The organism is Aureispira sp. CCB-QB1 (assembly GCF_000724545.1).
GTDB lineage: Bacteria > Bacteroidota > Bacteroidia > Chitinophagales > Saprospiraceae > Aureispira.
Window position 1 is genome coordinate 180,159 of record NZ_JHBV01000014.1, and the last position, 18,417, is coordinate 198,575.

At 34.5% G+C, this 18,417-nt stretch carries 13 protein-coding genes; 6 read left to right on the forward strand and 7 right to left on the reverse strand.

The window, feature by feature from the left end:
* Positions 1–20: 20 nt before the first annotated feature.
* Positions 21–620, forward strand: coding sequence for a hypothetical protein (locus CG11_RS05745; protein WP_052594034.1), 600 nt, complete (start codon positions 21–23; stop codon positions 618–620).
* A 327-nt stretch (positions 621–947) separates the two neighbouring features.
* Here the strand turns inward: CG11_RS05745 and CG11_RS05750 are convergent, their stop codons facing one another.
* The 4 genes from CG11_RS05750 to CG11_RS05765 all read right to left on the reverse strand — a co-directional run bounded on the left by CG11_RS05750 (position 948) and on the right by CG11_RS05765 (position 5,275).
* Positions 948–1,589, reverse strand: coding sequence for a class I SAM-dependent methyltransferase (locus CG11_RS05750; protein ID WP_052594036.1), 642 nt, complete (start codon positions 1,587–1,589; stop codon positions 948–950).
* 32 nt (positions 1,590–1,621) lie between these two features.
* A complete protein-coding gene (locus CG11_RS05755; protein WP_052594038.1) occupies positions 1,622–2,653 on the reverse strand; it encodes a M48 family metallopeptidase in 1,032 nt (343 codons plus the stop codon).
* Between the two features lie 112 nt (positions 2,654–2,765).
* Complete coding sequence (locus CG11_RS05760) at positions 2,766–4,070, reverse strand: LysM peptidoglycan-binding domain-containing protein (RefSeq protein WP_052594040.1); 1,305 nt, start codon at positions 4,068–4,070, stop codon at positions 2,766–2,768.
* A gap of 416 nt (positions 4,071–4,486) precedes the next feature.
* The gene (locus CG11_RS05765) at positions 4,487–5,275 is read right to left on the reverse strand and encodes a DUF3050 domain-containing protein (protein ID WP_052594041.1); all 789 of its coding nucleotides are present in this window, start codon (positions 5,273–5,275) and stop codon (positions 4,487–4,489) included.
* 557 nt (positions 5,276–5,832) lie between these two features.
* On the opposite strand from CG11_RS05765, the gene CG11_RS05770 reads away from it, so the two are divergent.
* From CG11_RS05770 to CG11_RS05790, 5 genes are all read left to right on the forward strand, one after another.
* The gene (locus tag CG11_RS05770) at positions 5,833–7,185 is read left to right on the forward strand and encodes an FAD:protein FMN transferase (protein ID WP_052594043.1); all 1,353 of its coding nucleotides are present in this window, start codon (positions 5,833–5,835) and stop codon (positions 7,183–7,185) included.
* Positions 7,186–7,440: 255 nt separating this feature from the next.
* Positions 7,441–8,727, forward strand: a complete 1,287-nt coding sequence (locus CG11_RS05775) for an ATP/GTP-binding protein (protein ID WP_052594045.1) — start codon at positions 7,441–7,443, stop codon at positions 8,725–8,727.
* On the forward strand, positions 8,720–9,439 hold the full coding sequence (locus tag CG11_RS05780) for an RloB family protein (RefSeq protein WP_052594048.1): 720 nt from the start codon (positions 8,720–8,722) through the stop codon (positions 9,437–9,439). Before CG11_RS05775 ends, CG11_RS05780 begins: the two co-directional genes overlap by 8 nt.
* Positions 9,411–9,659 carry a DUF4266 domain-containing protein gene (locus tag CG11_RS05785; RefSeq protein ID WP_063833023.1) on the forward strand — a complete coding sequence of 83 codons (249 nt, stop codon included), beginning with the start codon at positions 9,411–9,413 and terminating at the stop codon, positions 9,657–9,659. Before CG11_RS05780 ends, CG11_RS05785 begins: the two co-directional genes overlap by 29 nt.
* Before the next feature lie 63 nt (positions 9,660–9,722).
* Positions 9,723–10,934: a DUF3570 domain-containing protein gene (locus tag CG11_RS05790; protein ID WP_052594050.1), complete on the forward strand. Its 1,212-nt coding sequence runs from the start codon at positions 9,723–9,725 to the stop codon at positions 10,932–10,934.
* 166 nt (positions 10,935–11,100) lie between these two features.
* Here CG11_RS05790 and CG11_RS05795 read toward each other — a convergent pair whose 3' ends face one another.
* The 3 genes from CG11_RS05795 to CG11_RS05805 form a co-directional block, all read right to left on the reverse strand.
* Complete coding sequence (locus CG11_RS05795; protein WP_052594051.1) at positions 11,101–14,331, reverse strand: hypothetical protein; 3,231 nt, start codon at positions 14,329–14,331, stop codon at positions 11,101–11,103.
* 87 nt (positions 14,332–14,418) lie between these two features.
* A complete protein-coding gene (locus CG11_RS05800; protein WP_052594052.1) occupies positions 14,419–16,170 on the reverse strand; it encodes a hypothetical protein in 1,752 nt (583 codons plus the stop codon).
* A gap of 308 nt (positions 16,171–16,478) precedes the next feature.
* Complete coding sequence (locus tag CG11_RS05805) at positions 16,479–18,092, reverse strand: SulP family inorganic anion transporter (protein ID WP_052594053.1); 1,614 nt, start codon at positions 18,090–18,092, stop codon at positions 16,479–16,481.
* Positions 18,093–18,417: the final 325 nt, after the last annotated feature.

Here is an 18,417-nt window from a genome sequence, read left to right on the forward strand (position 1 = left end):
AACTAAATTTAAACTAAACAATGAAAAACCTATTTGTATTTTTAATGCTTACCGTAGTTAGTGTTGGTTTTTTTTCTTGTGAAAAAGATACTACTACTACTACTAACAACACTCCTAATGATTATTATATTACATTTGATTTTGATGGAACACCTGTAGAGTATCGATCAACCAGCTACCAATGCAACTCCTCTCAAAGTAGTATAATTTCTGTAAGTGGAGGTATATTGAAACCTAACTTATCTAATTTTTCAAAAACGGAGAGTATCTATGTTAATGTTAATATGGATGAAGACTCAGTTACATACAATGAGCTAAATAGTTTGGTAGGTCAAAATTTGGAAGTGTGTTATTCTTCATCAGCCATTTGTAATGCACCTATTCATATTGGTTTGGATTATAACGATGGTACTACAGATTGGAGAACAGATAAGAACAACAATATTTTTCCCGCTAATTATCTTAAAATTACTTCTGTAGAACGTTCTTCAGTAGTAGCTTTAGGTTATGGTGATTTAGTAATCGTAGAAGGAGAGTTTAACCTTGTTTTGGATGGTGATGGAATGGTTAAGAATGCCTCTAATGGTAAATTTCGTTTGTTGTTTCCCGAATTTAAATAAATTGGAATACTCATAACTCAATATTAATGCACAAAAAAGCAGTTAAAAGGTATAAACTTAGCTGCTTTTTTGTATCTAATAAGTAAGAGGTCAGAAAAAATAAGAACAAAAAATGGGATTATTTTTTTGCTAATCCAAGAAGAAAAAGGAAGGCTTAGCGAGCTAAGACAAGTTTTTCTGATGAAGAGTAGCGCAAAAAGAAGGCTGTTTTAGCTGCGCTGCTACTGCGTGGTACTTGTTATTTTTTTGAACGATTACTTAATATTCAAAAATAAGGCAAATAAAAGGAAGCCAAGTCTATATGCCCTAAGAATGTAAACACCATTACTATGACAATATTTGCTTTTTCTTAGCTATAAAAATAATATGTTGTTGTTGTGTTCCTCCTTTTGGGTAATCTAGGGAGCTAATTTGGAGTATCTCAAAATGAAACTGTTTTAAAGCTGCTTTTATTTGGGAAGAAGAATGATAATAGACAAAAACTTGATCTCCAGAGCTTCCTTGTTCGTATCTAGAGTCGTTATAGTTCCCTTCTATAAAACTTAGGTATAATAAACCATTAGAGGAGAGTAAATTAAAGCTATCTTGTAGCAACTTTAAACAGTCGTCTTTAGACAAATAGGGGAGACAAAAACCACAACATATCCCATCAAATTTTTCGTTTAAGGTATGAATATTACGAGCATCCATTTCTAATAACTTTGCTTTAGGAACATTTTTCTTAGCGAGTGCAAGCATATTAGGGGCAATGTCAATGGCTGTAAGCTGAAAATTAGGTCGTTGTTGGATGAGGTATCGTGTTATATTCCCAGGACCACAACCAATTTCTAAAATCTTTGCGGCTGTCGTTGGAATTGCTTTGCAAAAAGCAGCGTAAGAGTCATTGTAAAGCGTGCTATCCATGAACTTTTCTTGGTATAAATCGGCTATCTTATTCCAAGTTTGAAATGTAATTTTGTATTTGTCCATTTGGCTTAAGTAGAGATTTTTTGCGTGAAAAATTACTTTTTTCTTTGGTTGAAGACGGTATAACTGAAAAAAGCAACTAAAAGAAGTAAAGCAATACTTGCTTGCAATGTGAGCAAAGAAAAAGAGTCGAAATAATCCTCAGGAGGATTTTCTTTGGCAGGTAACTGCCTAGATAAAGAATTATTGGCTGGATGAAATTTTGCTTCGAAAATAGACTCGTCAAATTCGTATTTTCTAAAATGAGGCATTAATCGTGTTAATGCTTCGGTTATGTTCAGTTGATTTTTAGGGTCATAATGTAGGGCAATTTTATAAGCAACAAAGGCATCTTTAATAGATAAATTGATCGCAAAATGATATCCTAGTTCCTTCATGATATTGGCAACCAAAAGATTGGGACTAGATACATAGGGAATATGAGTTTTCATAACATTTCCGATAGACCACAGGGTATCCAATTGATTTTTGTAATTGGTATAACGAAGGAGTTGTAGGCTATCCCTTTGTTGTTCAGTATAACTTTGAGTAGAATTATTTTGATAAAAGGAGGTGTCCCAGTTCAAATTTAAAACGTGATGATGTAGTAACCAGTTGGGGTCTTGTTGAATAGATCGTTTGGCTGCGATAATTTTTAATTGTACCCATTCGGTTTTAGGAGGATCATGAGGCGACTGTGTAAAAGCTTTTAATAAATAGTGTTCCGCAGAATCTAAATTGCCATTTAATTCATGTACAACTCCTAAGTTAGAAGTAATATTATATTCTTCAGAGTGTTGTTCGTGTAGCCATTGAAAGACATTTAATGCCTTGTTATTCTCTCCTAAATGGGTGAGATAAATTCCTGCATCTGATAGTTCTTGAAACGCATAATTAGCAGGTTGATCAAAATCAAAATCGGCAACAAATTCTTTGGCAAAAGCAGTGTCAAAGGTATAGGCAATGTCGGGAATGTTACTAGACCGTTTTTTAACGTCCGTTTCTTTTTTGTGGTATAAATTAGGATGAAGCGATAAAGCGAATGTACTACTAAAGCCCCAAATGAATGTAAAAAGTAGCGTTCTCATTGTAATCAACTTGGAAAGGTTATGACTCTTTACCAAGATACAAAAAAGCAAAGGAATTTATTTGAAAAATGCTGATTTAGAACGCTTTAAAGGATGAATTTTAACATATTAGCTAATAGTCTAGCTCTTGTCGACGTTTTAAATTACTAAAAGCACGCGTTTTTTTTCCATTTCTATATTCTTGAGAATCAATCAAACTAGGGACAGCATCTGTTTTTAGTTGCAAAATTAAAATGGTTGAATCGGTCTGGACAACTTGATTGTTTTTAAATAACTTAACAACTTCTGTTTGTTGAATAATGGAAGGAGTTAGAAGGGTGGAGAATGTATTAATTTCTTTTTCTTCTGTTCTTTTATACATTGCTAGAGGAAATGGATCAGCGCAACAGGCAAAACTTCCCTTGGGTAAATAAGCAGCATTCCCATAAGTATCTTTTACCAAAAAGATGGGAAGTATTTTAAAAGACTTCTGAATCGAATCTACTTCTATTAGTGTCATAAAATCGTAGGTATAGCCATTCTGCATGTCCAATAAAGCCTGTTCTTCTAATGTCAAGTAGCGCGTTTGCTGCTTGTCGAGACTCTTGGCAAAAGACTTTTCTATAGAATAAAAATAGCGGTCTTTTTGTTCCTTGTTGGGAGCATAATCTTTGGAGTTTTGAAAAAAAGCAGCATACTCTACAGGACTTAGTTTATAATAATTAGAAAAACCTGTTTTAATACTAGGGAAAATGTGTAATTCTTTGCGATTATGATACGGAAAACGCCATTGATTCGCATCAATATCATAAGCTGCTTTGGTGCCTTGGGGATCTCCATTGATGGGTGGGGTAGTCGTTGTTCTTGAGGTTGTTTCAGAAGTAGTTGCTGTTTGATACTCTTTGGGAATGGCTAAGCGTTCGCCCTTGCGGATAATATTGTTCTTTTTGTGGTTAATTTGTTTGACATCCTCAACTTCAACACCATAGATTTGGCAAATCCCCCAAAGACTTTTATCTGTTTCAGAAACGATGTGAATAATGTATTTCCCATTTTTAGGAATTTTAAGTTGCTCACCTGCTCGAATAGTGCTGTTTTTCTTGTTGTTGAGCAACATCAACTCTTCTGTTGTAACTTTGTATTTTAACCCAATTCGGTATAAGTTTTTGTCTTTTTTCTCTACTACATGTATAATATAGTCGGGATCTTTAGCGATCTGCTTAGGAATTTTTAAGACCTCTCCAACTTGTACTTTGTTGTCGTCTTTTTGATTTAAAATCTTTATTTCTTCAAGTGAGACGCCATGTTTTTGGCTAATACTCCAAAGCGTTTTGTCTTTTTCAGTAACGGTATAATTGAAATAAGGGGTTAATGCTTGCGCTAATAATAAATTGTGATAGAACAAAAATGCAAAAATGATAAACGTATATCTAGGCATAACTGGTTAATTTTTTTTGTGTTTTAGACATTGATATTAGGACGAGTCTAAGACACTAAATAGTTAACGGAATTACAATGTAGTCGTTGGTAAGTTAGGTTCTATACATCATTGTAGCACTTCTAGAATCCGAAGGCATTTTATTAATTACCAAAAACAAGCCAAAATTAACCATGCTCAAAAACGTAAGATTTAAATAACCAAGGCTTTATCTGGTAAAAGGGAATTTATAACTAGAACGAATGATAATTCGTAAATGTTGTTTTAAATAGTTGGTATGTGTTAATAGAGGGGCGACTTTACTTTCTCGAAAGAAAATAGAGTACCAGTCCAATCAACAAAGTATTATCTAATAAAAACTAGAGTGTGTCGGTTGATTAGTTAAAGGATTGTCAATACGATTTTAAAAATTGCGGTTAGAAGCTAGGTTCTAATTGTTCGGAAAGCTGTTTGGAAATACTGTCCCACAATTTGATTCTTTGTTCTAGTGCTTGTATTGCGACAGCCAATACTTCGTCCCATTTTTTTACATCATGTCCACACAACTCCTGAACCATTTGCAAAGACAAAGGACCATGTTCGTCTCCATCTAATTCAATATGCCTTTTTAGATAATAAGTTAGTTTGCTATAGGATGTTTTTTTGTTGGCAGCTTCTTCATTTTTGATAATTTCCAAAAACATATCAGGAATCAAATCTTCTCGACCAAAGGTAAACGCAGAGGCAATAAGATGTGGCTTGTTGGAATCAATAACAGTAAATGTAAAATTGATGAAATCTTGAACAGCAGGCTTAAGTTGAAGGTTTTGTGCAGCATCCTTGACAGAAGCACCTGCTTTGATTTCTACGATAAAACGCTTGATCAAATCAGTATTAGCACCCACTTGTTCCATCGCATCTAAGTACATATCAAAGTGACTTTGAGGAGTACCAGCCTCGTTTAAATCACTTTCTTCTCCCAATACAATTTCGTTAATAAAGCGACTCAGTAATGGATTTGGGTTAGGAACCCAAGGTGTATGGGTACAAGTTAAATGCTGTTGTAATGCCTTGAGTAAAGACATGAAATCCCAAACCGCAAAAACGTGTTGTTCCATAAAAGCTTGAATGTCTTCTATGCTACTTAGTTTTTGATACAAAGAATGATCGATTAGAGCTTTTCTAAGAGGAGTGATTTGAGTTTGAATCGTTTCTATATTTGTCATAATACCAAGGTTAATTTTAAACAATAGCTCACTAGATGCTTTTGGTTAATAGGATAAATAGCAACTTGCTGAGCCATTATGAGCTGGCAAAAATACAAAAAGTCGCTTAATCTAAGAACAGGGAAAGTAGAATTGTTGTTTAAGTTGTGGTATAAATTTTAGATAACTTTAAGTAATCGTCCCTCAATTACAGATATATTTACCGTTCTGTTTCTCAATTAGGACTAAGTAAAGGTTCATTGTTATGCTTACCGATGGTTTGCGAAAGGCGTTGTTCGTGACGAGAGGGAGTAATTAACAATTACAAAATAACAGCACAGCTAATAACTAACTAAAAAACTCAGTTCTTACTATTACTATAATTTATTCAGATCACTTATTTAGAATAAATATGGCATCTTATTGGTGGAACTATATCTTTGTTTTTATTCATTAAGCCATCGTAGTTTACTAAATAATTACTTTGTGTACACGAATAGAGGGCACTTATATTTATTAGAACTTCTATCATTATGTGATTTTAGTAAACTATTCAACCAAATTAACCTAGATAAATTATGTTGGTATTGTTACTGTTTTTGATGTTAACAACTTATGCACAGAGCCAAACGACAACCAATCAAGAAGAAGCAATTCGTTGGGCAAAAGAAAAAAATAAAGCCATATTGCTTGTTTTTTCAGGCTCTGACTGGTGCCAGCCTTGCATTCGTTTTGATAAAAATGTCCTGCAAGAGTCTTCCTTTCAAGCTTATGCAGAGGAGGCTTTGGTGGTGTTAAAATGTGATTTTCCTCAAAGAAGCCAATTGCCCAAAGATGTTGTGCAACAAAATGAAGCATTAGCAGAACGTTTCAACCCACAGGGGGAATTTCCCAAACTTTTATTACTCAACCAAGACTTTAAATTGTTGGCTCATTTAAATTACAAAAGCGAAGCCACTCATCAATTCGTCGCACAAATTAAACAATATTTGCCCCTTGAAACAGGAGCCAAAGAGTATAGAAAAAAAGTCCCTTTAATGGGAAGTTTTTTTGAATTTATTGTGGTAGCCCCCAAAAAGGAGGCAAAGGCTGCTTGGACCTTAATTGAGGATTGTGTTAAAGAGGCAAAGCGAATTGAAGCACTTATTTCGGAATGGATTCCAAGCTCAGATATTAGCAAAATCAATCAACAAGCAGGAAAAGAAGGCGTTAGAGTAGATGAGGAGGTCTATAAATTATTGCAACGTAGTATTGCTATTAGTCAATTGACACAGGGAGCTTTTGACATTACTTTTTTAGCTTATTATGATTATTGGAAGTTTGATCAAACACAAGTATTCCCTTTTGACTCTGTTCAAGTCAAACAGCTCTCTCAGTATGTAGATTATCAACAAGTAGAATTACTTCCAGATTACCAAGTTAGGATACCTGCAAGAATGCGGATTGGTTTGGGTGGGATAGGGCAGGGCTATGCTGTTGATCGAATAAAGGAGTTTTTGTTATCTAAAGGAGTCGAAAATTTTGTGATTAATTCTAGTGGGGATATTTATGCACATGGACAACGTCCAGATGGCAGCCCTTGGAAAGTTGGTGTTGCAAGCCCTTTGGATCGAGATAAGATTGTCAAATGGTTGCCTGTAGAGAATTTTGCTGTTGTTACATCAGGAACCTCAGAAAAGAACTTTGAGTATCAAAATACAATTTATAGTCATATCATCAATACACATACTGGTTTTCCCATCGAAGGGCTGCAATCTGTAACCGTAATAAGCGATTTTACAGAAATAGCCGATGCATTGGCGACAAGTATTCTTATATTGGGGACAGAAATTGGTCTAGATTTAATCAATCAAATGCCACAAACACATTGTATTATTATTGATAAGGATCAAAATATTCATTATTCAGATGACTTACAAATCAAAAAATAGTTGGAATTGTTGTTGTAAATATATGAAGTGCTGAAAGTCATGTTTTTCATAAGTTATAGTTTTGCTGCATATTTACATGTAGACGAAAACGGAAGTCTTTGTTATAATTTCGAAAAAGCAATATATCTTTTTATTATGGCTTTTTGGGGTTTTGTGAGAAAAAATCTCACTTTATTGTTATGTTTGTAATAACAATAGTTTGTTGAAAGCTAATCAACGAACTACTAATAATAAAATAACTATAAAAAATGAAAGATGATTATTGAATTTACAGTTGGGAATTTTTTATCGTTTAAGGAACCCAAAACTTTATCATTAGAAGCTACTAATATTACGGAATATAAGGATTCAGCATTTAAATATGGTAAAAATAAATTATTAAAGAGTGCTGTCCTGTATGGAGCGAATTCGAGTGGAAAATCAAATTTTATAAAGGCAATGTCAATTATGAAAATGATAATCTTGACATCTGCTGAGAAATCTTCTGCTAGTAGGTTTGAAATAGTACCTTTTCTATTGAATACAAGCACTGAGAATAAGCCATCTTTTTTCGAAGTAGTTTTTTTAATTGGAGCAATAAGATATAGGTACGGGTTTGAAATGGATAATAAATCCATCTATGGAGAATGGCTATTTAAGTTAGAGGATAAGGAGGAAATTCCTCTTTTTATAAGGGAAAAGGATGGAATTGGCATTACTGATGAATTTAACGAAGGAGAAGCTTTGGAAGCAAAAACAAGAGATAATGCTTTGTTTTTATCAGTTGTAGATCAGTTTAATGGAGAGACAGCAACTAAAATTATTAGTTGGTTTAATAATTTAGAAACTATATCAGGTTTAAGTCATGAAAATTATAGTCATGTAACATTTTCGTTGTTGGACAAAGAACAATCTAAAGAAAGACTGCTTGATTTTTTTAAGGATTTAGATTTAGGATTTGAGCAGTTAAAGTTTCGAAAAGAGAAATTTCAAGGAAAAATTTTACCTAAAGACTTACCGTCAGAACTATTAGATGTTATCATAAATGATTTAGAGGGGAAAACAATTGCAAAAATTACTACTGTACACAAAAAGTTTAATGCAGAGGGTAAGCAGATTGGACATAAGGATTTTGATTTAAGAGAACATGAGTCATCTGGTACAAATAAAGTAATTGATATGTCTGGACCTATTTTTCGTACATTATTGTATGGTGGGGTTCTTGTTATTGATGAATTAGATGCTAAATTACATCCATTAATGACTGCTGCTATAACGAATTTATTCAATTCTCCAGAATATAATAATAATAATGCACAGTTAATTTTTGCTACACACGATACTAATTTATTGTCATATGGTCGATTTAGAAGAGATCAAATTTATTTTCTTGAAAAAGATAAATACGAGGCAAGTGACTTATATTCTTTGATTGAGTACAAAGAAGAGGGGTCAAACAAGAAAATTAGAAAAGATAGGTCTTTTGAAAAAGACTATATTAATGGCAGATATGGAGCGATTCCATTTATTGGTAATTTTGAAGAACTTTTAGGTAATGGCTAGGAAAATAAAAATAGATAATGCCATTCTTAAAAGAAGGGCAAGAAAAGAAGAAAAAAGAAAAATACAGTTTAAATCGAAAAGAAAGTTCTATTTGATTGTTTGCGAAGGAGTCAAAACTGAACCCAACTATTTTGAGTCTTTAAAAGCTTCTCTTCCAAAAGGCGTTTTGGAGTTGACGAATATTGATATTGATGGAACGGGAAAAAATACATTATCAATAATAGAAGAAACTAAAAAACTTAGGAAAAGATATGAGGAAAAATATTTAAGAAAAATTGATAAGTCTTGGGCGGTATTTGACAAGGACAGCTTTCCTCCCAAAAATTTTAACAATGCGATTAATAAGGGCGAAAATTCCAAGCCAAAAGTAAATTGTGCATGGTCTAACGAGGCATTTGAGTTATGGTATCTTCTACATTTTAGCTATTACAACACAGGTATATCGAGGGAACGATATCAAGAACTTCTGGAAAAAGAGATTAATAAGGCATCCAATCGAACGGATTTTAAATATAGAAAAAATTCAGAGGAAATGTTTGCGATTCTAGATAAGTTTGGAGATCAAGATTTTGCTATTGAGAATGCAGAAAAACTAGAAAATCTATATTTAGATAGAAGTTATGCAAAGCATAATCCATGTACAAAAGTACATCATTTAATCAAAGAATTAATAGATTTAGCAGATGAATATACCAGCCAAGAACAGGTTTAACTGGCTACAACTAAAATATAGTCTTGCTTTGGGTGGGGTATTGCTAGCCGTATCATCCTGCACTACTGTAAAGCCTTATCAAAGAGCCTATTTAGAAGATAAAGATATGGCGTTCAAACAAAACGCACCCGAGAAATTTGAGCAAAGTGCTCATACTTATCGGGAAGGCGCAGCAGGAGGAGGAATGGGGAAAAGTAGTGGTGGTTGTGGTTGTAATTAATCATAAATTAAGTGATCAGAAAAATAATAAGTAAAGACTATTGGAAAATTGAAATAGTATAAAATGCGCATCCCCAAAAAACAGTTGATTGGATTATTGTTACTGCTCACACAGGTCTGTTTTGGACAAGAAAGAGACAGTAGTTTTCGAAAAAAAGCCCTCACGACCTTAGATGTTCAAGCTTTTTTCTCTATGTACACGCAAGAAGGCACTCATTCCGCTGTAACGGGAGGGGAAGGAGATGAGCATTTAGAGGTCTATCATACGGGAGCCAATGTGGCTTATGGCATCAATTCTAGCTTAATTATTTTTGATGCTAGTGTCGATGTAATCACGTCTCCCTCTACAGATAAAATTAATTTCATTAAATCATCGGCTTCTGAACACGACAATCACGTACAGGCTAGAATAGGTTATCAGTATAGCCTCAAAAAGCATAATATAAGTTTTGGGGCAGCTTATATGTTGGGCATTGAGTCCGATTATTGGTCAGATGGTATTAGCACTTGGTTTAGTTGGGGCAGCAAAAATAAAATGCGTTCTATTTCTATTGCGACAGATTTCTTTTTCGATGATCTAAGATGGGGACGTCTCAGCCCTAGCCAAGGGTTTAAACCTACTAGATTAATTTATCCTGTGGAATTAAGATATATAGATTGGTTTGGTATTTATCATCGCAATTCCTACAATATAAATTTAAATGTACGCCAAGATATTAATAAACGTCTCCGACTTAATCTAGGGCTTGGAGCAACATATCAGGAAGGATTATTATCGACTCCCTTTCATCGAGTTTATTTTATCAACTCTACAGATCCCAAAGTAGAGAACTTGCCCCGTCAACGGATTCGTTTGCCATTGAGCATTGCAGCCAATTGGTTTTTTAAGCAAACATTGGTTTTTCAACCTTCTTATCGTTTTTATTGGGATAATTTTGGAATTTGGGCGCATACTTTAGCGTTGCAAACAGCGATCAAACCCAACAATAAAATTACATTATACCCATTTGTAAGAGGATATTATCAGCAAGGTTCGCCTTATTTTGCACCTTATGGAGCACATCAACCTTCTTCGATATACTATACTTCTGATTATGATTTTTCAACTTTAGGAAGTATTAAAGCAGGTATAGGAATCGGTTGGTTTCCTGATGCTCGTCTAGGAAAAAAATCCAGTTTTTATTTTAATAATGTTATTTTAAGATATGCCTTTTTCTATCGAACCGATGGACTTTATGCGCATATAATTAGTCTACAAGTGGGCTTAAAGAAATAGATATTTTTATTAAAAAAAGAACGGAACTGAAATATATGATTGCTACAAAAAATCTAGGATAGACTTATGTTGGCAACACCTTTCAATTCCGCCCTATTTATTATTTACATTACTCCGTTGAAACCACGCAGTAGCAGCGAAGTAATCAACAGAATATTATATTTAATTATACCAATTCTAAACTTTCTTTATTCTCATTAATATTTTTGATTGCATTTAGAATAGAAGCTAACCAAGTTTGTAGATTTTCTCTATGGTTAGAAACCTTATTCCTAGCACCTTGTAGTGCCGAACTTGCTTTCTCAAAAATAGCAATAAATTTATCTAAATATTGTCTAGCTTCTGAAGCTTTGATACGCTGAGAAATGATGACATTAATGGCGCTAGTGATTCCTTTTACAATTCCACCTACTAATAGAGGAATAGGGGCGTATGGCCCAACAAAAGCAGCTGTAATACTAGCCGCAGCACCTCCTGCAGTACCAATTAGTTCTACAACAGATTGCCATTTCTTTGCCCCAACTTGGAAATTTTCTTCCGTCATATCGTTGTCAGGAACAATACTACTTAGAACACGAGAAGCTTGCACAAAACTAGAAGACATCATGTCAATACCATCAGCAACTTTGCCTGTTGTGCGCATGGCTCTCAATACAGTAGGTAGGGCAGCAGTATCACTTTCTTCAATAAGATTTTGGAAAGTATCTGGGTATTTGCGTTTGTGCTCCGCTAGAGCTTCTGGTTTGGCTGTAGAGAACGTTTCAAACTGAACAATATTCACATTAGGTAAAAAGATTTGTAAGTCCATGTCTTTTGTGCTTTTTGAAATTTCTTCTTCTAAAGCACTGATTTTTTCTAAATGATAGTCAATTTGAGCAGGACCTTGTTTCTTCGCATCCTTATGCGTTGTAATAGGCGTTTTCTTTTTGAAACCATCGGCATCTTCTATTTTGGATGCTTTACCTTTGCTAAGTTCTCTCCAATTAATCTCATTGTCTATTCGCTTGCGATAGCGTTCCTTAAAAGGATTAAGGATTTCTGCATAATCACTATCCTCAATCTTGCCCATCATATTATCAACATAATTGACAGTCAATTTTCGAGTTTCGTAGTCAGGATCAATCTCTTCAGGGGTTACCAAGTCTTTGTCGATATACTTTAGTAATTCTGCAAAACGAAGTGCATAAACATTCTTTAAATCTTTCGTTTTTTCTTTGAATCGCTGCTCAATATATTCTAACAAACGTTGTTTTATGGTATTTTTAAATGTAGGCAAGCTAAATCCACCTGTTTTTTCGAGTTCCTCAATAGTAAGCTCCTTTTGCTCTTTCTTTGGTGGAGGAGTGCTTGTTTCAGGGAATTTAGCAAGGATATCTATATTTTTAGTAAGACTTTTGACATCCTTTTCAAAATTAAGATTCAAAATTGCCGTGTTCCATTTGTCACACAAATCAATGGTTTTACTTAAAGTATCCGTAGAAGGAGGTTTTGTAAATTCTTGAACAACTTTTTTAAGTGCCATAATCGTATCTACACTACCTTTCATAATAGCAATACCTTTATTGGCCGTTTTCTCGTTGCTTGGGTTAAGAGGATTATCAAACTCCTTGTTTCGATCAGCAGAAGAGACTTTTTGACCATTGATTGTAACCGAAGACTTTGTGAAATTTCGTCCAGCAATAGGATCAAAAGCCGTTTTAAACTGAGACAAAGCATCCATAGTCGTCGTTAATGCTCCAGGAACATCGCTGCCGCCAATTTTTTTCATAGCAGAACGCAAAGACTCAATGGCATTGGTTGTTTTTCCCTGACTTTGCCAGTTAATAATATAATTAACACTACCCGTAATTGCCTCAATAGATAGATTTTTGATGATATTGCTACGACTTTCTAAGGCCTCTTTACTTTCTCCATTTTCTACGGTAATGAGTGACAAGACAAAGTTATTGAGTTGGTTGATGTATTTGTGATACTCGTTCAACTCTTCAAAAATATAAGCAAAGCCTTCTGCGAGCCCTTTACTAGTTTTGAACAAGTCATTTCTATACCATGTAGAATCTTTACTATGTTTGCTTTGTTCTTGAGCCTGTTGCAAAACCAAAACGTTAGGACTTAAGGTAGTTGGCGCTTCATTTAAGGCTTTAATTAATGCTTTGTAAGCTGTCTCTGCTTTTTTTGTGCCCCCTTTATCTTTGAAATCTCCAATGATATCTTTTAGAGCTGCAATCAATTTATCTATTCCTTCTAATTGGGGATTTTGTGCTTCTAAAGCCAACTTTAGTTTTGTGGCAGCTTCTTGAAAATTGCTGCTACTAACTTGTCGTTTGAACTTGTCCGAACTTCCATCTTTGTTATCACTTTTTAGCTTATTAAGTAGCGTGACGAATTCGTCAACATCTTTGCCATATTTGAGATGCGCTTGTTTTTTTTCAGGACTATCGAGTTTATGGTGATACTCTCTAAAATCTCGGATGGTTTTGTTGACATCTTCAGGTCTTAAGATGATTGTTTGATTCAATACAGAATGCGATTTTACAACAGCTTTGTTAAGGGCATTTAATTCATTCTGACTAGCATCTCGCAAGACCAAATCGTCCAAGGACATATCAAACAAATCCATTTCGTTGGGACGTGCTAAGACCTTTGTATTTACCCTAGATTTGTGCTCCAACAAACGATTGTCTAAAGAAGGTGGCCAACTAGCAATTAAACCTTGCATTTCTAAGGCATCTTCTACCAAAACTTTCTTGTTTTTGTCAATTTTTTCATGAAGTGCCTCTACTTTGCTTAGTACACCAGCCCAGCGCAGCGATTGAGGATCTTTTACTTTCTTTATTTCATCTGCCAATGCCTTTAGTTTTTGGAGCACTGTACCCACTTCTGTTTTGTAGAGCGACTCACGATCCAATAGTAAATTGGAAAAATCATTAGCAACTGTATGCACCTTTTTTTCCTCTTCAGAATAGGCGCCATGTTTTTCTTTGTAAGCCAGATAGTTTCTGATAGAGTCCACAAATTCTTCTGTATCCAAGACGCCAAAAGTCATTTCACCATCTTCCAGCATTTTTTCGATGCTTTCTAATTCTTCTTGGCTCAATTCACCTTTATTTTTCCAGCCCGTTACTTTCTCTTTGATTCTATCTTTAGCATGTTTTTGATAAGAGACATGATCTTCAGGAGGTTCTACGATGGTTGATTGAATATCTGTATGAATGCCTGCGATACTATCTCTTCTAGTAAGGTTGGCAACAAATGGAGCGCCAATTTTTTTTAGTTCTTCAACAACTTCAACTTCGACTTGGATAGAATCATTATGGCTATTCAACGAATGATCCAAGGATGGTTCGTTTTGATTATCTTCATTGCTTGAAAATAAATTTCTTAAAAATTCAAACATAATTTTATTTTTTTTGGTTAAAAACAGGGAAAAGAAACAATGAGATTAGACATTACGATGTGTCTTCTCATAGGGTAATAATACCAACTAAACTTGCTCTAATATTTTCTTAAATTGATTAAAAGTTTGACTAAAGGCATCGTTCAGTTTTTGGCGCTTTTCTTTATTTTCCTTTAGTTTATCATTCCAAGCTTGTAGGAGTGATTCTAGTTGAGCGCGTTCTTGATCATTCTCAGCCCAAAATGTTTCCCAATTTGAAGAAGAACTATTGGTTTGCTTTTCTTGTAGGCTCTGTATGGTTTTATTGAGTTTTGATTGTTCTGATTCCAATACTTTATTGGATTGTACTAACAACTCATCTTGTTCTACCAACAACTTCAAATCCTGATTGAACCAATCTGTAAGCATCTTTTTGGTTCGATTAATAAACTGAAGTAGTTCGTTTTCTGCTTTTTGCATGGCTTGCAAATCTTGTGATAGATGCTTTTCGGTATCTAACTTTTCTATTTTTTGACGGAATTGATCCATTTCGGCAAACTTTGGAAATAGCTTTTCTATATTTGCCATACTTTTTAGCCAACTAACCGATTCTTGCTGCAATTCTTTGGCCGTCTGTTTTTGAGTAAGAATTGCTTCGAAGGTACGGCAATAATTTTTTAAGTAGGGAACAAGTTGTTCAACCATAGTTGCACGAGCATCTTCCCAGTTTGCCAATGCTTCTAACAGCTGATTACATACCTCTGGCTTTTTATAATTTGCCTTAATGAGTTCTCTTAATTTGTGTCCTCCTTTTAATAATAACTTAGTGTCCTCAACAATGCTATCTAATTGATTTGTATTGACAGGCATATCTTTACTGTCCTTATATTTATCAGATAAATCACTAATTGTTGTACTGATTTCGTTAATTTCTTGATACGTGCTATGTGATTTGGTTAAAGCGTGTAATCTTTTGCCACTACCATAACCATTGTTTTCTGTATTATTTTTACCCTTAAATAAATTGGAGAAAACCTTGACGAGTTTTGATGCGATAAATTCAATATGAGATTCGTCAATATTAGTAGCACTTACCCAGTAGTTGTACATTGCCTTTTCTAAATCGGCATAAGCTGTATACGCCTTCTCGATAGCATGTTCTTTAACAGAACCTTCAGTACGATCCATTTTAGCCCAAAAATCCTCTGACAATTTGATGATACCAGCTAAAGGTTTTAAAGAGGGGGGAGTGGTAGAAGGAAAATGCGTAGCAATATTATTAGCTACTTTTTGTATTTGTTGGTCAAGGGCAACACTTAGTTCCTCTTGACTTCCTTCTTGATCAGAAGTTTCAATAACATTGTCGTCTTCCTCATCGTTTTCATCTTCCTCTGGCTTTTTTTCTAGTTCTTGTTCTAATTTCTTAAAGGCATCTTCAGATATTTCATTGAAAATAATCTCGTAACTAGATAGAGGAATGAGTTTGCCGAGTTTACGTTTTAATTCCTTCCCCTTCTTTTTCCCTTTTCCTTTGGCTAGATCAATACAGATTGTTTCTTGACCACTTTGGGGGTCTACACCATTAAAGTAAACTATACCAATAGCACTCAAAGGCAATTTGATAACTTCTTCTTTGGCGTATTTCTTAAACTTTCCTTTCCAGTCACCAAATATAGGAAGAATCATATCTTGTTTATCGAGATAATCGTGACTTCCTAGTATAATGCATTGAGTAGGATTTTCTTTTGAAGTTCGTTTGACGAGGCGCAGAAACTCTTTTTTGGCGAGAGGTTTCATTTTTTTAAACTCTAGATCTTTTAAATCATCTGGAGTTTTTGCAATTTTCTGGTTTAACTTCATGATATAGTTGGTTTTATAAGGAGTGAAGGAATATATGGACCTATAATTTATGTATTATTGCTAATATTTCAAAGAAATCGAGTGTCTAAAAGAATATTACACTTATGTATTTTTTTAATGTGTAAATTGAGATTTGTAGCAAATAGAAGGCAAGCGTATTGTTTGCAAAAAGGTTGGTGTTTTTTGAGGAAGGATTTTGCGATTTTTCTACTCTAAATCAAGATCTGATGGCAATAAAAAAAGAGGCAAATCTGGAATTATTCACAAGATTTGCCTCTTTGTAGAGTTGTTTTATAACGTGGGTAAGATTATACTTCTAAATCTACAGTACTAGTAACAACATGATAGCGAGGATCATCAATAGATTTTTCGATGATGGTCTCAAATTTATGATTTGCTTTTAATAATAACACTTGACACTCAGGGCTAAGATGAGTCAGTTTAATACTTTTACCCAAATCTAAGTACTTATTAGCAATTGTACGAATTGCCTCAATTCCAGAATGATCATTTACTTTTGACTCAATAAAGTCAATTTCGATACAATCGGGATCATTTTTAGCATCAAACTTAGCTGTAAAATTCTGAACCGAACCAAAAAATAAAGGACCCCAGATTTCATATACTTTGGTACCGTCTTCTTTGATGCGTTTTCTAGCACGAATCATAATGGCATTTTTCCAAGCAAACACCAAGGCAGACATAATCACACCAGCAATAACAGCAACAGCCAAATCCTCGATGACTGTAATTGTAGACACTGCTACTAGAACAACAGCATCCGATAGTGGAATTTTGTGCAAAATTCTAAAACTACTCCAAGCAAAAGTACCAATAACCACCATAAACATAACACCAACCAACGCCGCAATCGGTATTTGCTCAATCAAAGGCGCGCCAAACAAAACAAAGCATAACAAAGCAATAGCAGCGGTTACCCCCGACAATCGACCACTACCACCAGATTCTACATTAATAATAGACTGACCAATCATTGCACAGCCTCCCATTCCACCAAACAAACCGTTGATAATATTGGCACCTCCTTGTGCGATACATTCTCTATTACCACTACCACGTGTTTCTGTGATGTCATCAATTAAGTTTAGTGTCATTAAAGATTCAATCAAACCAATGGCTGCTAAAATGGCGGCCATTTTTATAATAAAGAACCAATGTCCATCTAGAGTCTCAAACAAACTGAAAATCTGAATTTGAAAAGAGGGTAGGGTACCTTCTAGACCATTTCCACCTCCATCGCGAATAAAAGAACCTACTGTACTTACATCCAAATCTCCAAAAATAGTAATACAAGCTACTATAATAATCGCCACCAAGGCAGAAGGAACCTTTTCGGTTAGCTTAGGTAGCAAAAACATAATAGCCATGGTCAAGCCCACTAATCCCAACATAATAAACAGATCAGAGCCTTGTAACCACTGTGTTTCACCATTGACAGTTTCTTTAAACATACCTAATTGTGCTAAGAAAATGACAATAGCCAGTCCGTTAACAAACCCCATCATTACAGGGTGAGGAATCAGTCGAACAAATTTTCCTAACTTAAATAATCCTGCCATGATTTGGAAGGTTCCAACTAGCAGCAGTGTGATAAAGAGCCATTGTAATCCTAAATCTTGGATTGGGGTGGCCAAGTTATCCCCAACATCATTACCCATTCTAATAATGTAGACCATCACGACAGCCATGGCACCTGTAGCACCAGAAATCATACCTGGACGTCCACCAAAAATAGCCGTAATAAGCCCCATCATAAATGCACCATACAAGCCAACCAAGGGGTCAACTTCTGCAACAAAAGAAAATGCTACTGCTTCTGGAACTAAAGCTAAAGCAACGGTTAAACCAGATAGAATGTCATTTTTGGGGTTACGAGTAAAACTTCGTAAAAAACTTTTCATCAATGTTATTTTTTATTAATATTTAGATTAGGCACTTAACTCACTAAAACCTTGTAACAGAAATGGCTTTAGCCAATGAATGCCAAAACTTAAGCATGTGTTTTTTGTATCGAAATAGTGCCTTTTGGCATCGCATTTCGTTTGACCATACTCTTAAAAAAGGTGCAAAGATAGTTTTTTAGTTGAGAGTTTAGGGCAGCTTTTGAATAAAGAATTGTTATTTTTTTATAAAAACTGGAATTCCTATTATCCAAAACTTGTTTTTAGGAAAAGAAAAAGCTTTATACCCTGACAAGGAGCTAAAGCTTTAGACGTGTTTGATGCA

Bases quoted from the DNA above. Each gene is read 5' to 3' on its own strand.
- CG11_RS05745 (WP_052594034.1), top strand. From the start codon at position 21: ATGAAAAACCTATTTGTATTTTTAATGCTTACCGTAGTTAGTGTTGGT.
- CG11_RS05750 (WP_052594036.1), bottom strand. From the start codon at position 1,589: ATGGACAAATACAAAATTACATTTCAAACTTGGAATAAGATAGCCGAT.
- CG11_RS05755 (WP_052594038.1), bottom strand. From the start codon at position 2,653: ATGAGAACGCTACTTTTTACATTCATTTGGGGCTTTAGTAGTACATTC.
- CG11_RS05760 (WP_052594040.1), bottom strand. From the start codon at position 4,070: ATGCCTAGATATACGTTTATCATTTTTGCATTTTTGTTCTATCACAAT.
- CG11_RS05765 (WP_052594041.1), bottom strand. From the start codon at position 5,275: ATGACAAATATAGAAACGATTCAAACTCAAATCACTCCTCTTAGAAAA.
- CG11_RS05770 (WP_052594043.1), top strand. From the start codon at position 5,833: ATGTTGGTATTGTTACTGTTTTTGATGTTAACAACTTATGCACAGAGC.
- CG11_RS05775 (WP_052594045.1), top strand. From the start codon at position 7,441: ATGATTATTGAATTTACAGTTGGGAATTTTTTATCGTTTAAGGAACCC.
- CG11_RS05780 (WP_052594048.1), top strand. From the start codon at position 8,720: ATGGCTAGGAAAATAAAAATAGATAATGCCATTCTTAAAAGAAGGGCA.
- CG11_RS05785 (WP_063833023.1), top strand. From the start codon at position 9,411: ATGAATATACCAGCCAAGAACAGGTTTAACTGGCTACAACTAAAATAT.
- CG11_RS05790 (WP_052594050.1), top strand. From the start codon at position 9,723: ATGCGCATCCCCAAAAAACAGTTGATTGGATTATTGTTACTGCTCACA.
- CG11_RS05795 (WP_052594051.1), bottom strand. From the start codon at position 14,331: ATGTTTGAATTTTTAAGAAATTTATTTTCAAGCAATGAAGATAATCAA.
- CG11_RS05800 (WP_052594052.1), bottom strand. From the start codon at position 16,170: ATGAAGTTAAACCAGAAAATTGCAAAAACTCCAGATGATTTAAAAGAT.
- CG11_RS05805 (WP_052594053.1), bottom strand. From the start codon at position 18,092: ATGAAAAGTTTTTTACGAAGTTTTACTCGTAACCCCAAAAATGACATT.